The 14,520-nt window shown below is 65.0% G+C and carries 14 protein-coding genes; 1 reads left to right on the forward strand and 13 read right to left on the reverse strand.

The window, feature by feature from the left end:
- Positions 1 to 70: 70 nt before the first annotated feature.
- From QRQ56_RS32385 to QRQ56_RS32445, 13 genes are all read right to left on the reverse strand, one after another.
- Entirely contained in the window at positions 71 to 949 is an 879-nt protein-coding gene (locus tag QRQ56_RS32385; protein ID WP_438745663.1) for an SMP-30/gluconolactonase/LRE family protein, read from the reverse strand.
- Entirely contained in the window at positions 949 to 2,025 is a 1,077-nt protein-coding gene (locus QRQ56_RS32390; protein WP_438745458.1) for an aldose epimerase family protein, read from the reverse strand. The genes QRQ56_RS32385 and QRQ56_RS32390 overlap by 1 nt, the downstream gene beginning before the upstream one ends.
- Positions 2,026 to 2,027: 2 nt before the next feature.
- Positions 2,028 to 2,954: a Gfo/Idh/MocA family protein gene (locus QRQ56_RS32395; RefSeq protein WP_438745459.1), complete on the reverse strand. Its 927-nt coding sequence runs from the start codon at positions 2,952 to 2,954 to the stop codon at positions 2,028 to 2,030.
- Complete coding sequence (locus QRQ56_RS32400) at positions 2,951 to 3,727, reverse strand: FadR/GntR family transcriptional regulator (protein WP_438745460.1); 777 nt, start codon at positions 3,725 to 3,727, stop codon at positions 2,951 to 2,953. The genes QRQ56_RS32395 and QRQ56_RS32400 overlap by 4 nt, the downstream gene beginning before the upstream one ends.
- Positions 3,724 to 4,704 carry a galactofuranose ABC transporter, permease protein YjfF gene (yjfF, locus tag QRQ56_RS32405; protein ID WP_438745461.1) on the reverse strand — a complete coding sequence of 327 codons (981 nt, stop codon included), beginning with the start codon at positions 4,702 to 4,704 and terminating at the stop codon, positions 3,724 to 3,726. Before yjfF ends, QRQ56_RS32400 begins: the two co-directional genes overlap by 4 nt.
- Entirely contained in the window at positions 4,701 to 5,693 is a 993-nt protein-coding gene (locus QRQ56_RS32410) for an ABC transporter permease (protein WP_438745462.1), read from the reverse strand. The genes yjfF and QRQ56_RS32410 overlap by 4 nt, the downstream gene beginning before the upstream one ends.
- Positions 5,690 to 7,234, reverse strand: coding sequence for a sugar ABC transporter ATP-binding protein (locus tag QRQ56_RS32415; protein WP_438745463.1), 1,545 nt, complete (start codon positions 7,232 to 7,234; stop codon positions 5,690 to 5,692). Before QRQ56_RS32415 ends, QRQ56_RS32410 begins: the two co-directional genes overlap by 4 nt.
- A 116-nt stretch (positions 7,235 to 7,350) precedes the next feature.
- Positions 7,351 to 8,316 (reverse strand): galactofuranose ABC transporter, galactofuranose-binding protein YtfQ, encoded by a 966-nt coding sequence (ytfQ, locus tag QRQ56_RS32420; protein ID WP_438745464.1) that lies wholly within the window; start codon positions 8,314 to 8,316, stop codon positions 7,351 to 7,353.
- Positions 8,317 to 8,791: 475 nt separating this feature from the next.
- The gene (locus QRQ56_RS32425; protein WP_438745465.1) at positions 8,792 to 9,964 is read right to left on the reverse strand and encodes a fumarylacetoacetate hydrolase family protein; all 1,173 of its coding nucleotides are present in this window, start codon (positions 9,962 to 9,964) and stop codon (positions 8,792 to 8,794) included.
- Between the two features lie 132 nt (positions 9,965 to 10,096).
- On the reverse strand, positions 10,097 to 11,074 hold the full coding sequence (locus tag QRQ56_RS32430) for a HEAT repeat domain-containing protein (protein ID WP_438745466.1): 978 nt from the start codon (positions 11,072 to 11,074) through the stop codon (positions 10,097 to 10,099).
- Between the two features lie 2 nt (positions 11,075 to 11,076).
- A complete protein-coding gene (locus tag QRQ56_RS32435; protein WP_007593252.1) occupies positions 11,077 to 11,310 on the reverse strand; it encodes a 4Fe-4S dicluster domain-containing protein in 234 nt (77 codons plus the stop codon).
- A 31-nt stretch (positions 11,311 to 11,341) separates the two neighbouring features.
- Positions 11,342 to 13,084 carry a fumarate reductase/succinate dehydrogenase flavoprotein subunit gene (locus QRQ56_RS32440; protein WP_438745467.1) on the reverse strand — a complete coding sequence of 581 codons (1,743 nt, stop codon included), beginning with the start codon at positions 13,082 to 13,084 and terminating at the stop codon, positions 11,342 to 11,344.
- 100 nt (positions 13,085 to 13,184) lie between these two features.
- Positions 13,185 to 13,958, reverse strand: a complete 774-nt coding sequence (locus QRQ56_RS32445) for a ferredoxin--NADP reductase (protein WP_438745468.1) — start codon at positions 13,956 to 13,958, stop codon at positions 13,185 to 13,187.
- A 204-nt stretch (positions 13,959 to 14,162) separates the two neighbouring features.
- Between QRQ56_RS32445 and QRQ56_RS32450 the strand changes: the two genes are divergently transcribed.
- Positions 14,163 to 14,468, forward strand: a complete 306-nt coding sequence (locus QRQ56_RS32450) for a gamma-butyrobetaine hydroxylase-like domain-containing protein (protein ID WP_438745469.1) — start codon at positions 14,163 to 14,165, stop codon at positions 14,466 to 14,468.
- Positions 14,469 to 14,520: the final 52 nt, after the last annotated feature.

A 14,520-nucleotide genomic window follows, 5' to 3' on the forward strand; every position in this document is an offset into this window, starting at 1 on the left:
TTCACTCCCTTGGGTGTCAGACTGTTTCTTCGTTTCGTCGAAAACGTGGTCGTGGCGGCTTTCTCGTCTCCTATGCGAGCTTGACGTCGGGCTCCGCGCGACCGCGCGCGGATGCCTCCAACAAAAAAGTGTAACCGGCCTGCGGATCGGCGGCGCGTGCGGCCGCATCCATATCCTGCCAGGCTGAGGTGACGAGAAGGCGCGACAGATCGGGGCCGACGAAAGCGGGACAGCTCGCCTGCTTCGCCGGCACGCTCAGCGAGCGCAGACGCTCACCTTGCGGCGAGTACACGGCGATACGGCCAGTGCCCCAGCAGGCATTCCAGATGTTTCCGTCGGCATCGCACACCGAACCGTCGAGACCGCCGATGCCGCTGTGCCGCAGCAAGACCTCCGGCTCGCCGCGCGGCAGGCCGGTGTCCGGATTGAGCGGAACGGCATAGAGCACGGCGCGCGGGGTGTCGGTGAAATAGCCGGTGGCGCCATCCGGCGAGAAGCAGATCGAATTGGGGATGCTGATGTCCGGAAACAGCGTCGAGATCTTGCCGCGATGCAGCGCGTAGATCGCACCTGCCTTCGGCTCGGCCTTCTTGCCCATGGTCCCGATCCAGAACGTGCCGGACTGGTGCACGCGGCAATCATTGGAGCGCGTGACGGGATTGTCCGCTTCGAGCGGAAGGAACAGCGTCATCGCGCCGTCGGCGAGCTTGCGGATGTAAAGCCCGTCCTCGGCGACGATCAATTGCCGTTCAGAATCGATGCGCCCGAGCGCGCTCGCCATCCGGCCGAGCGCATGGACGCGGACATTGCCACGGCCGAGTTGTGCCTCGAACAGACGGCCCTCGCGGATGTCGAACCACCAGGCCGTATCGGTGGTCGGGTCATAGGTCGGGCCCTCGCCGAGATGGCAGGGATCGCTGGAGAGAACGGTGGTGGCGACCTGCTCCATCATGGCGACCTCACTGCGAAGCGATAGACCGTGTGATGGCGATAGACCTGGCCGGGATCGAGGCGCGGGCTCGGGAAATCCGGACGGTTCGGCGCATCCGGCCAGATGTGCGGCTCCAGGCACATCGCATCCGACTGCCGGATCAGCTTGCCGCCCTTCCCCGAGATGGTGCCGTCGAGATAATTGCCGGAATAGACCTGAAGGCCGGGCTGGTTGGTGAACAGTTCCATGATGCGTCCCGAGCGCGGCGCCTCCAGCCGCGCGGCCAGCGCCAGCTTGCCGTCGCGGCCGAGGCAGTAAGTGTGATCGTAGCCCCTGCCGTTCTGCAGCTGCTGATCGCCTTCACGGATGCGCTCGCCCACGGGCCGGGCGCTACGGAAGTCGAACGGCGTGCCGGCAACGCCGCGCGGCGGCTCCGGCAGAGGAATGGCGGTGGGATCGATGGCGAGGAAATGCTCGGCGGCGACCGTCAGTCTGTGGTCGAGAATGGGCGTGGCCGACGTCGCGCCTTCGAGATTGAAGAAGCTGTGGTTGGTCAGGTTGACGATGGTCGGCCGGTCGGTCCGCGCCTCCATTAAGAGCGACAGCTCGGTCGGGCCGGTGATGCGATAGGTCAGGCGGACGTCGAGCTTGCCGGGATAGTTCTCCTCACCATGCGGGCTCGTATAGGTGAGCGTCACTGCGGGCTCGGCGCCTTCGTCGATCTCCGCGATGTCCCAAAGCTTGCGGTCGAATCCGTCGAGCCCGCCATGCAGCGCGTTCGGACCGTTGTTGACGGGGAGCTGCACCGTCTCGCCATCGAGCGAAAACCGTCCCTTGGCGATGCGGTTGGCATAGCGGCCGACGGTGGCGCCGAAGAACTTTCGCTCCGCGAGATAGCCGGCGAACGCATCATGCCCGAGCACGACGTCGTCATGGCCGCCCTTCGCATCCGGCGCGATCAGTGCCTGAAGCACCGCACCATGGGCGATGATCCGCGCCTCGAATCCGCCCGCACCGCGCAGCACGATGCGCTCGGCGTTGCGGCCGTCCGGCAGCGTTCCAAAGACGTCTTTTTCGATTCTTGAGCCAGCCATGTCTAATCCACAAACGGTTCGACGACGGTGCGCCGGCCGAGCAGGAAGGCATCGGCGACGAGACGGAGCGGCGCCAGATCGACGTCGCTTGCGCCGGTCGCCGCAAGCTTGACGAAGCGCCGGTAAAGCTCCCGATATTCTTCATCGGGCGCCTCGGCAACAATGTTGCCATCGATCGCCATGCGCCGGCCGCCGCCGGAGAGCGTCAGCCGGCCCCGATCGGTCTCGACCAGGATATCCCAGCTCTGCGGCCCGGTCTGGCGGAAGTCGAATTCGGCGGTCACGGGCAGGCCGTCGATGTCGGCCAGTGTCAGGTTCGCCGCGATCGGTGCCTGGCAATTGGAGGGGAAGGCCATCTCGGCCGCGGTGACGAACACGGGCTTGGGCAGGATCCTGGTCAGGATCGACAGCGCGTTGATGCCGGGATCGAACACGCCGAGGCCGCCCGGCTCCCAGATCCAGCCCTGCCCTGGATGCCAGACGCGAACGTCTTCCTTCCAGTTGATGTGCACCGACTTGATGCGACGCTCGCTGAGCCATTGTCGCGCGGGCTCGACCGCCGGCGCATGGCGCGAATGCCAGGTCGCGAACAGCGTTCGCTTGGCCTTCGCCGCCATCGCGATCAGCGGATCGAGTTCGGCAACGCCGGTGCCCGGCGGCTTCTCCAGCATGACATGCTTGCCGGCCGCGAGCGCGGCGGCGGCCTGCGCGCGCCTCACCTGTGGCGGCGTGCAGAGCGAGACCGCATCGATCGGCGGGCCCTTCTCCAGCAGCTCCTCGACGGTGGCGAAATGCGGCAGTCCCGGCAGCGAGGCATTGCGGCTGGCGATCGCCGTCAGCGTCGCGCCCTCCACGGCGGCGATCGCGCCGACATGCTGGTCACGCGCGATCTTGCCGAAGCCTACAATGGCGATGCGAAGTTCCGTCACGATCTTTCTCCAGGGTCCGCGGATGGCAGCGCCTCGACTGATGCGGTCTCGATGACCGTGCCTTCATGGCGGTGCATGCCGTTGTGAATGACGAAGACCATTGCTTCCGATGCGGCCTCCGCATTGCCCGCCGCGATCGCATCGACGATGTTCTGGTGCCAGAGCAGCACGGTGTCGCGGTCCTCCGACTCCACGGGGGCGCTGAGCAGGAACGAGGCCCGCAGAGCAGCCTCGATGACGTGGCCGATCGAGCGCATGAAGAGGTTACCCGAGGCGCGCGCCACGGCCACATGAAGCGCGAGGTCGGCATCGGCAAAGCCGACGGAATCGGACGCTTCGAGCCGCATGCGCTCCATGCTGCGCCGAAGCTCGGCGAGATCCTCTTCCGACCGCTGCTTCGCCGCGAGCGCGGCCGCACGCGGCTCGACCGCAAGACGGATCTCGGCGAGATCGTTGAGGAAACGCTTGTCGATGCCGGCATCGAGGTGCCAGGCCAGCACGTCGGCATCGAACATGTTCCAGGCCGCGCGTTCGCGCACGACGGTGCCGACCCGCGCCTTGGTGGTGAGCAGGCCCTTGGCCACCAGGGTCTTGACGCTCTCCCGCAGCACCGGCCGCGACACGCCGAACATCGCGATCATCTCGGCATCGCCAGGCAGGCGCGTGCCTTCCGCATAGCGGCCGGCGATGATGTCGACGCCGATCGAGCGGGCGACCTCCGCATGGTTGGAGTGAGCCCGCCGCGTCGGAATGACGACGATGCGCGAGGTCATGAGACGGCTCCTGCGCGTTTCGTCACCGGCCGCCGCGCGAGCGCGACCAGGGCCTGCTGAAGTGCTATGAAGGCGAACAGCAACACGCCGGTCGCGATCTTGGTCCACCAGCTCGACAACGTGCCGTCGAAATTGATGTAGGTCTGGATCATGCCCTGGATCAGCACACCGAGGAAGGTGCCGATCACCGAGCCCTGCCCGCCCGTCAGCAGCGTGCCGCCGATCACGACGGCGGCGATGCTGTCGAGCTCGACGCCGACGGCGGAGAGCGAGTAGCCGGCGCTGGTGTAAAAGGAGAAGACGATCCCGGCGATCCCCGCGAGCAGGCTCGACAGCATGTAGATCTTTACCGTCATCTTGCCGACCGCAACGCCCATCAGGCTCGCGGTCGCCCGGCTGCCGCCGAGCGCATAGACATTGGCACCGAATCTCGTGAGATGCAGCAGCAGGGCGCCGCCGATGACGATCAGGAGCATGATGATCGCAATCGAGGTCAGCCGCCCGCCGCCGGGCATCCGAAGCGCGAAGTCGGAGACCGTCGAATAGATCGGCGCCGTGATCGGCACCGACTCGGTGGAGAGCAGGAAGCTCGCGCCGCGCGCCAGGAACATGCCGGCCAGCGTCACGATGAACGGCGGCAGATCGAAGACATGGATCACCGCGCCCATCGCCGCGCCAAAGCCCGCTGAGAGCGCGAGGATAGCGACGAAGGCGACGAGCGGCGGCACGCCCCAACGCTCGATCGCAAGCGCGACGAAGACGGTCGTGAAGCCGATCACGGAGCCGACCGAGAGATCGATGCCGCCGGAGATGATGACAAAGGTCATTCCGACCGCAACGATACCGAGGAAGGCATTGTCGGTGAGGAGATTGCCGACCACGCGCGTCGAGGCGATGTTGGGGAACTGCACGGCGCATGCGGCGAAGCCAAGGACGAGCACGATGGCGGTGATGAGGACGGGCGGCAGGCCTTTCATGGTTTCGACCCCCGCAGCCGCGCGGCAATCCCGCCAAGGCCGGCTAGTTTCGGCGATTGCAGCAGCAGCACCGCAAGCACCACCACCGCCTTGACCAACAGGTTGAACTCCGGCGGATAGCCGGACAGCAGGATGCCGGTATTCATGGTCTGGATGATCAGCGCGCCCAGCACCGCGAGCACCAGACTGAAGCGACCGCCGAACAGCGAGGTGCCGCCGATCACCACGGCCAGGATCGCATCGAGCTCGAGCCATAGGCCGGCATTGTTGGCGTCCGCGCCCATGATGTCGGCCGCCGCGATCACGCCGGCAAGCGCGGCACAGACGCCGCACCAGACATAGACCGCAAGGATCATCGCACGGGTGCCGACGCCGGCGAGCTCGCTCGCCCGGGCGTTGCCGCCGGTCGCCTCGATCAGAAGCCCGAGCGCCGAGCCGCGCACCACCGCGGCTGTGAGGATCAGCATGCCCAGGGCGATCACGACCGGCACCGGCAGGCCGAGCACGGAGCCATTGCCGAGCCAGACCAGATCCGGCGAGGAGAATGTCACGATACGCCCTTCGGTGATGAGCTGAGCGATGCCGCGGCCCGCCACCATCAGGATCAACGTCGCTACGATCGGCTGCATGCCGAGCACGGCCACGAGGAAGCCGTTCCAGAGTCCGCAGACAAGACCCGCCCCGAGCGCGGCCGCCAGCACGACCGGAAGGCTGTGGCTGTCGGCGAGGCTTGCGGCGATCGCACCGCAGATGGCCATCACCGCGCCGACCGACAGATCGATGCCGCGCGTCGCGATCACCAGCACCATGCCGAGCGAAAGCAGCGCCACCGGCGTGCCGCGATTGAGCACGTCGATCAGGCTGCCGAACAGACGGCCGTCCTGGAGGCGCAGGTCGAAGAATTGCGGCGACACCACACGGTCGACCGCGAGGATCACGATCAGCGCGAGGATCTGGGCAAGGCCGCGGCGCGGCAACAGCGCGGTCATGTGTGGGCCTCAAGCGCGACGGCCGCGGCATCGGCGGCAATGGCCGCCAGGATGTTGCCGACGTCCACCGCCTCGCCCGCGAGCTCCTCGACATGGGCGCGGTCCCGCAGCACCACGACGCGGTCCGAATAGGTCACGATCTCGTCGAGCTCGGAAGAGATTACCAGCAGCGAAAGACCATCGTCGCAGAGTTCGCGGATCAGGCGGATGATCTCGGCATGGGCGCCGACGTCGATGCCGCGCGTCGGCTCGTCCAGCACGAGGAGCCGCGGCGAGGTCGCAAGCCAGCGCGCCAGCAGCACCTTCTGCTGGTTGCCACCGGAGAGCAGACCGACGGGACGCTCGGGATCGGAGGGGCGGATGTCGAGCATCTTGACGTAGCGGCGCGCAATCTCGTCCTGCTCGCGGCGCGACAGCGGCCGAAGCAGCCCGCGCTTGGCCTGAAGCGCCAGCACGATGTTCTCGCGCACGGTGAGCTCGGCGACGATGCCCTCGGTCTTGCGCTCTTCCGGGCAATAGCCGAAGCCATGACGGACACCGTCGCGCGGAGACTGAAGGCGGACGGGCGCGCCCTCCACCCTTGCCTGCCCGCGATCGGCGCGCTCGGCGCCGAACACCAGCCGCGCCGTTTCGGTCCGGCCCGAGCCGAGAAGGCCGGCAAGGCCCACGACCTCGCCATGGCGCAGCTCGAGATTGAACGGCGCGAGGTAGCCGGCCTTGCCGAAATTCTCGAAACTTGCGCAGACGTCGCGCACCTTGTGTTCGCTCGCAGTCGCCCGCGCGCTGGTGGTCTCTGCCAACTCGCGGCCGAGCATCAGCCGGATCAGCTCGAGCCGCGGCAGCGAAGCAGTCTCACGCTCGCCGACCAGGCGGCCGTTGCGCAAGACGGTGATGCGATCGGAGATCTCGTAGACCTGATCGAGGAAATGGCTGACGAAGACGATGCCGATGCCGCGCTTGGCGAGCTGCCGCATGATGCCGAACAGGATCTCGACCTCGTGGCGATCGAGGCTCGCGGTCGGCTCGTCCAGGATCAGCACCCGCGCCGAGAGATCGACCGCGCGGGCGATCGCGGTGACATGCTGGATGGCGACCGAATAGCTGCCGAGCGGCGCGGCAACGTCGATGTCGAGGCCGAAATCCGCCAGCAGCGCCTTGGCGCGGCGGCGCATCTCGCCTTCGCGCACGATGCCGAAGCGCATCGGCTGGCGGTCGAGGAACAGGTTTTGCGCCACCGAGAGGTTCGGCAGCAGATTGACTTCCTGATAGACAGTGGCGATGCCCGCCGCCAGTGCGGCCTTGGCCGAGCGCGGCGCGATCTCCTCGCCGCAGATCCTGACAATGCCGGCATCGCGCGGGAATACGCCGGTGACGACCTTGATCAGCGTGGACTTGCCGGCGCCGTTCTCGCCGAGCAGCGCATGGATCTCGCCGGCGCGCAGCGTGAAGTCGACCTCCTGCAACGCACGCACGGCGCCGAAGCTCTTGCTGATCCCGCGCACTTCCAACAGGGGGGCAGCAGGATCGCGGCTGTTCTCCATGGCAAATTCACTCCCACCGGCGGCCCGCTTGCGATGCGGACACCCAGCCTATTCGTTCGCGCAGTGGATTCGAAGGGGTTGCCGGACCACAAGATGCGGTCCGGCAATGTACCGCCTCAGTAACCGAGGCCCTTCTTGCTGTCGTATTCCTTCTGCGGATTGTCGGCGGCGGTGAGCAGCCTGGATTCAGTCTGGATCCATTTTGGCGGAACGGTGCCCTTCTCCTTGAAGGCCGCGACGACATCGAAGGCCGGGCCCGCCATGTTCGGCGTCAGCTCGACCGTCGCATTTGCCTCGCCCGCAACCATCGCCTTGAAGATGTCGGGGACCGCGTCGATCGAGACCGTGAGGATGTCCTTGCCCGGCTTGAGGCCGGCTTCCTTCATCGCCTGGATCGCGCCGACCATCATGTCGTCATTATGGGCATAGACCGCACAGATGTTCTTGCCGCCGCCTTCGGCTTTGATGAAGCTTTCCATCACTTCCTTGCCCTTGGCGCGGGTGAAGTCGCCGGTCTGGCTGCGCACCACTTTCAGGTTGGCATGCTTGGCAATCGCGGTGTCAAAACCCTTCTTGCGGTTTGCGGCAACGCTGGCGCCGACCGTGCCCTGCAATTCGACGATGTTGCAGGCCTTCGTCCCGACGGTCTTGGCCAGCCAGTCGCCCGCCACCGCGCCTTCGTGCACGCTGTCGGAGGTCACCGCGGTGAGATAGAGCTCCTTGCCGGAAGGATCGATATCGCGGTCGAGCAGCACGACCGGAATCTTGGCCTCCTTGGCTTCCTTCAGCACCGAGTCCCAGCCGGTCGAGACCACCGGCGCGAGGAAAATCGCATCGACGTTCTGCGCGATGAAGGAGCGGATCGCCTTGATCTGGTTCTCCTGCTTCTGCTGCGCGTCGGCGATCTTGAGATTGACCTGGCGCTTGCTGGCCTCCTGCTTGGAGACCGAGGTCTCGGCTGCGCGCCAGCCGGATTCCGATCCGATCTGCGAGAAGCCGATGGTGAGCTGACCGGCATTGGCCGGCAGCGCGAGCAGCAACGCGGCCGTGGCGCTGGCCGCAAAGAGGGCTTTGAGGGTCATCAGGCGTGTCTCCCAAGATGTTATCCGGGGCGCCGATTGGTAGCATGGCACCCTCAGGCCAGCCTTTGAGGCGGCGGAAGGCACTATTTCACAGGAGCCGGGTTCCGACTAGTCATATTATTTGACTATTTGAAGGAAAGAGCGAGGGAGCGACGGCGGGCGGTTCTATGACACGCTCAGCGCGATTTTGTTCCAGCGATGCAACGGGGAGATGAAGGGAATTTTCGGCTTGGGGTGCGAGCACTCGATCGGCAGCGACGGTGGTGAACGCCCGCGCGAGCTCTCTCCGCGTCATTGCGAGCGCAGCGAAGCAATCCAGAATCCCTCCGCGGAAAGACTCTGGATTGCTTCGCTGCGCTCGCAATGACGTGGATGGAGCGTTGGCTATGTCGACTGAACCGACTCGCGAAGGACTCCCTCATCCGCCGCGCTTCGCGTGTCGGCCTCTCCCCGCACGCGGGGAGAGGCGAAGAGGTTAGATCAGCTTCCGCTGCGCCAGGTTCTTCATCAGCGCGCCGATGCCGAAGGTCCAGGGCTCGCACTCGTCGCTGGTACGCATGCGGTTGACGAGCTTGCCGAGCTCGGGCGCTGCGATCGTGACGATGTCGTCGCGCTTGTGGGTGAAGCCCTGCCCCGGCGCGTCGCGATCCTTCACTGGGGCGAACATGGTGCCGAGAAACAGCACGAATCCATCGGGGTATTGATGGACTTTGCCGATGGTTTGCTCCACCAGATCGGTCGGATCGCGGCTGATCTTGCTGATCGACGAATGGCCGTCGAGCACGAATCCATCGGCGCCCGTCACGTTCAGGCTGATATCGAGTTTTCTCGCGTCATCGAGTGTGAAGCTGTCGTCGAACAGCCGCAGCAGCGGGCCGATCGAGCAGGACGCGTTGTTGTCCTTGGCCTTCGACAGCAACAGCGCCGAGCGGCCCTCGAAGTCGCGCAGGTTGACATCGTTGCCGAGCGCGCCACCGACGATCTTGCCGCGACTGGAGACGAAAAGCACGAGCTCCGGCTCCGGATTGTTCCAGGTCGACTTCGGATGCAGGCCCGCATCCATGCCGGTGCCGACCGACGACATGGTCGGCGCCTTGGTGAAGACCTCGGCGTCAGGGCCAATGCCGACCTCGAGATATTGGCTCCAGGCGTTCTGGTCGATCAGCACCTGCTTCAGATGCATGGCCTGGTCCGAGCCCGGCTTGAGCTTCGACAGATCGTCGCCGATCAGCCGCGTCACTTCCTTACGGATCGCTTCAGCCGAAGCCGGATTGCCCTTGGCGCGTTCTTCGATGACGCGTTCCAGCATCGAGATCGCGAAGGTGACACCGGCGGCCTTCAGCGTCTGGAGATCGACCGGCGCCAGCAGCCAGGGCTTCCCGGCGTCGCGGCTGTCAGGCGCGGTGTTGGCAACGATGGCTTCGAGATCGCCGATGCGCTCGCCTTTGGTCGCGCTCAGCGCCTTCGCCGGATTGTCTTCCTCGCACAGCGCGCTGACGGTCGGAAACTTCGCCGTGACGTCGAAGACGCCATCACCGCGCACGGCGACGACGGCCGGACCATTCACCTGCGGCAGCCAGACGCGGCCGACCAGGGTCCCCTTCGTTCCATCCTCGGGGAGAAGGTCCTTCACCGTCAAAGTCGTCATGGTCGCGTCCTCGCTGTTCTCGGATCGGCCATTGTCTTGGCGGCCGATCCCATTGGCGAAGACCAATAAACGTCTGGCGGGGGAAGTCCAGAGCGGCAGGAGGCCCTGCTGTTATGCCCCCGGCTCGCGCCTCTATGCGCCTGCGCGCGCCTTGCGCGCCGCGATCTGCTGCAGCGCCCAACGCGCGTTCTTGCGCACGTCGGGGTCGGCATCATCGGCGATGACGGCAAGGAACGCCTCGCCATCGGGATGAGCGATCTCGCCGAGTGCCGCAGCCGCTTCCTTCCGCAAATTCGCCTGGTCGTGGTTGACGCAATTGCCGATCGGACGCACGGCGCGCTCGATCTTCATTTTGCCGAGGCTGCGGATCGCCTTCAGCCGGACCTGCCAGAACTCGTCGGCAAGACAGGCGACCAGTTGATCGGCCGCGAGTGAGCCGTTGACGTTGAGGCCGAGCGTCTCCGCCGCCATCTCGCGGACCATCCAGTCGGAATCCTTCAGCGCCCGCGTGATCGTCTCAGCCGCCGGCTTCATCTGGGAGAACGCCAGTGCGCTCACCGCGGCACGACGGACGTGGGCATCGGGATCGTTGATCAGCGCGGTCAGCGCGGGAATGGACTCCTCCAGCTTGAGGAAACCAATCACGCCGATCGCCTGAACGCGCACGGCTGCATCACCGTCCTGGAGCGCTTCCAGCGCCGGCTTCAGCGTGTCCTTGCAACGTAGCTCCTTCAATGCACGCAGCGCGCCCATGCGGACGAAGGCGTGAGCATGTCTCACCAGCGGCAGGATGATTTCGGCGCAGGCCGAATCCTTGAACTCGGCCATGCTGTCGGCTGCCGCCGCTGCGACGATCCTTTCAGGGTCGACCAGCAGCTTGACCAGCGCGCTCGCCGCCTCCGGCCCGTCGAACTCGCCGAGCGCCATCGCGACCTGCTGGCGCACGCCGGCATCGGGGTCGGCGACCATGTTGGCGAGATGAGCCACGGCAGCCGGATCGCCGGAATGGCCGAGCGCGATGATGGCGACGCGGCGCTCGGCGGGATCGGCGGCCTGAAGCCGCTCGTCGGCGTCTTCGAGATCGTCGTAGGATTCGAACGGGCTCGACATGCTCACCTCAACAGGTAGGGAATGTTGACGGTGACGGCGCCGGTCGGGCAATCGGCTTCGCAGGGCATGCAGTACCAGCACTCGTCATAGGCCATGTAGGCCTTGTTGGTCATGTCGCTGATACGCAAGACGTCGAGCGGGCAGACGTCGACGCAGACGGTGCAACCCTTGTCGGCGATGCATTTGGCGTCGTCGACGACCACCGGAACCGATGTCTGATAGGACGCGAGAGGCATGTGATGTCTCCTGTTGTTCTGTTGCGATGGTTCAGGCGGAGGCGCGGATACGCTGCTTGTCGTAGAGATCCTTCTCGTCGTCGGCGATCGGGACGACATAGGGCTCGACGGCGCGCTTCTCGCTGGTCATCTTGCCGTCCTGCTTGGACAGCAGCGTGTGGCAGAACCAGTTCTCGTTGTCCTTTTCCGGGAAGTCCGTGCGCCAGTGATAGAGGCCCCAGCGACTCTCCTCGCGGTAGAGCGAGGCATGCACCGCCATGTCGGCGCAGTCCATGATCGACTGAACTTCGAGCGCGCGCAGCAGCTCGTGCGCGTTGCGCGCAATCATGTGCTTCTGCATGTCCTGCCGCGTTTCGGCGAGACGGCGCATGCCGAGCTCGTATTTGCGCGTGACCTTCGGCGGCTGGAGATAGTCGTTGACGAGGCGGCGCGTCTTGTACTCGACCTGGTTTGGCGGAATACCGTCCTCGCGTTTGGTCGGCGCCATCACGCGGTCGCGTTCCTTGGCCACGTCCCGCGCATCGAACTCCGCGAAGTCGTGGTTGTCGGCGAACTCCATCGCGTCGATGCCGGCGACCGAGCCGTTGGTAAAGGCGCCCAGCATGTAATTATGCGGCACGCTCGCCATGTCGCCGGCGGCGTAAAGGCCGGGCACGGTGGTCCGCGCGTTGTCGTCCACGAACACGCCGGAGGCGCTGTGTCCGGAGCAGAAGCCAATCTCGGAGATGTGCATCTCAATCGAGTCGTTGCGGTAATCGACACCGCGTCCCTGCTGGAACAAGCCGCGCGTCGGGCGCTCCACCTTGTGCAGCGTGGATTCGATCTCGGAGATGGTGTCGGGATGAAGATGCTTGAGCTGAAGAAACACCGGGCCCTTGCCTGACAGCAGCTCGTTGTAGAACTCCAGCATCATCTGGCCGGACCAGTAATCGCATTCGATGAAGCGGGAACCTTCGTTGTTCGCGGTGAAGGCGCCGAAGGGGCCAGCGACATAGGCGCAGGCCGGGCCGTTGTAATCCTTGATCAGCGGGTTGATCTGGTAGCATTCGAGGTTCGCGAGCGCGGCGCCGGCGTGATAGGCCATCGCATAGCCGTCGCCGGAATTGGCGGCGTTCTCGTAGGTGCCGAACATATAGCCGGAGGTCGGCAAGCCCAGGCGGCCGGCAGCGCCCATGCAGAGGATCACGGCCTTGGCCTTGATCACCAGCATCTCGGCCGTGCGGGTGTTGACGCTGACTGCGCCTGCGATGCGGCCATCAGCGGATTTCAGCAGCCGCGTCGCCATGTAGCGGTTCGAGATCAGGATGCGGGCGCGGCGAAGCTGGCGATACAGCGCCTTCTTCACCGTCTCACCGTTCGGCATCGGCAGCACATAGGTGCCGATGTGATGCACCTTCTTGACGGCATAGTCGCCGTTCTCGTTCTTGAGGAAGCGAATGCCGAAGCTGTCGAGCTCCTCGATGATCTTGTAGCAGTTTTGGGCGTATTTATAGACCGCCTTCTGATCGACGATGCCGTCATTGGCGATGGTGATTTCCTTGGTGTACTGCTCCGGCGTCGCATAGCCGGGGATGACGGCGTTGTTCAGGCCGTCCATGCCCATCGAGATCGCGCCGGAGCGCTTGACGTTGGCCTTTTCGAGCAGGACGACGTTGGCCTTCGGGTTCTTCAGCTTCGCCTTCAGCGCGGCCATCGGGCCGGCCGTGCCGCCGCCGATCACCAGCACATCGCAGGAAACCTCCGAAAGTCCGTCGACGATCTGATCTAGTGACATCACTTGCTCCTGGTTCGCCGATCCCGGCGCCTTTGCGTCAGACTTGTTCAGGTGGATGTCCGGCGATAGCAATTAGTTGTCGCCGGGCAGCGATTTGGCCTCAGCGCTCGACAAAAGCCTTTTCGATCACGAAATGGCCGGGCCGGCTGTGGTTGCCTTCGACGAAGCCCCGCTCTGTGAACATCGCCGGCAGTTCCTCGAGCATCGCCGGGCTGCCGCACAGCATGATGCGATCGGTCTCGATATCGAGACCGGGTTGGCCGATGTCGTCGAACATCTGGTTCGATGCGATCAGGTCGGTGATGCGGCCGCGATTCCTGAACGGCTCGCGGGTGACGGTCGGGTAGTAAATGAGCTTGTCGCGGATCAGGGGTCCGAAGAACTCGTGGTTGCGCAGGCCTTCGACGAGGTGCTCGCCATAAACGAGCTCCGAAACCTGTCGGCAGCCATGGGCGAGCACGATGGTCTCGTAATTCTCGTAGACGTCGGGGTCCTTGATCAGGCTGGCAAAGGGCGCAAGACCCGTGCCGGTCGAGAGCAGCAGGAGGCGCTTGCCGGGAATGAGATTGCCGGTGATCAGCGTGCCGGTCGCCTTGCGGCCGACCAGGATGACGTCGCCTTCCCTGATCTTCTGCAGACGCGAGGTCAGCGGCCCGTCCTGCACCTTGATCGAGAAGAACTCGAGCGCTTCCTCGTGATTGGCGCTGGCCATGCTGTAGGCCCGCATCAAGGGCTTGCCCTCGACCTCGAGCCCGATCATCGCGAACTGGCCGTTCTGGAAGCGAAAGCCGGGATCGCGCGTCGCGGTGAAGCTGAACAGGGAGTCGGTCCAGTGCCGGACCGACAAAACCGTTTCCTTCTGAAATGCGCTCATCATCTCTCCTTGTCGATGGCGCCAAGGTCACGGAGCGAGAAGAGTCCGGCAATTCGGAAGTGAATTTCCTGGTCGATTAGTTTCACATTTCGCGGGCGGTGGTCGAAGGCGAGGCCGCGACAATCGGAGCAACGCGTCCACGCCGGCAATTAGTTGCTATCCGTACGGTCGTGCGCCGACATAGATGGGGGCCGGAGGTTCGTCATGACCATGACTGCATTGGTGGCACCGACCGTTGCCGACTATGAAGCCAGCGCCGATCTCGCCGCGCTTCTGGTCCGCACCACGCAGGACGACGCGTTGAGCGTCCCTGCCGAAGCACTCCGCCTCTCCTGCAAATGCGCCCACTGCACCCGCGCCCGCTTCGACGGCCGCTTCCCGGAAGCATTTCCGGGGATCGCGATCACCGAGATCGGCGATCTCGGTTACGGGCTGAACATCGCGTTCTCGGACGGGCATAACAGGGGGATTTACCCGAAGCCGTATCTGCTGAGCCTGGCGGGGCGGTAGGCCGCACTCACCCACAGCTCGTCATTCCGGGGCGCCCGAAGGGCGAGCCCGG

Source organism: Bradyrhizobium sp. U531 (genome assembly GCF_051710265.1).
Classification (GTDB): domain Bacteria; phylum Pseudomonadota; class Alphaproteobacteria; order Rhizobiales; family Xanthobacteraceae; genus Bradyrhizobium.

Coding starts and splice junctions, on each gene's coding strand:
- QRQ56_RS32385 (WP_438745663.1), bottom strand. CDS start 949: ATGGAGCAGGTCGCCACCACCGTTCTCTCCAGCGATCCCTGCCATCTC.
- QRQ56_RS32390 (WP_438745458.1), bottom strand. CDS start 2,025: ATGGCTGGCTCAAGAATCGAAAAAGACGTCTTTGGAACGCTGCCGGAC.
- QRQ56_RS32400 (WP_438745460.1), bottom strand. CDS start 3,727: ATGACCTCGCGCATCGTCGTCATTCCGACGCGGCGGGCTCACTCCAAC.
- yjfF (WP_438745461.1), bottom strand. CDS start 4,704: ATGAAAGGCCTGCCGCCCGTCCTCATCACCGCCATCGTGCTCGTCCTT.
- QRQ56_RS32410 (WP_438745462.1), bottom strand. CDS start 5,693: ATGACCGCGCTGTTGCCGCGCCGCGGCCTTGCCCAGATCCTCGCGCTG.
- QRQ56_RS32415 (WP_438745463.1), bottom strand. CDS start 7,234: ATGGAGAACAGCCGCGATCCTGCTGCCCCCCTGTTGGAAGTGCGCGGG.
- ytfQ (WP_438745464.1), bottom strand. CDS start 8,316: ATGACCCTCAAAGCCCTCTTTGCGGCCAGCGCCACGGCCGCGTTGCTG.
- QRQ56_RS32425 (WP_438745465.1), bottom strand. CDS start 9,964: ATGACGACTTTGACGGTGAAGGACCTTCTCCCCGAGGATGGAACGAAG.
- QRQ56_RS32430 (WP_438745466.1), bottom strand. CDS start 11,074: ATGTCGAGCCCGTTCGAATCCTACGACGATCTCGAAGACGCCGACGAG.
- QRQ56_RS32435 (WP_007593252.1), bottom strand. CDS start 11,310: ATGCCTCTCGCGTCCTATCAGACATCGGTTCCGGTGGTCGTCGACGAC.
- QRQ56_RS32440 (WP_438745467.1), bottom strand. CDS start 13,084: ATGTCACTAGATCAGATCGTCGACGGACTTTCGGAGGTTTCCTGCGAT.
- QRQ56_RS32445 (WP_438745468.1), bottom strand. CDS start 13,958: ATGAGCGCATTTCAGAAGGAAACGGTTTTGTCGGTCCGGCACTGGACC.
- QRQ56_RS32450 (WP_438745469.1), top strand. CDS start 14,163: ATGACCATGACTGCATTGGTGGCACCGACCGTTGCCGACTATGAAGCC.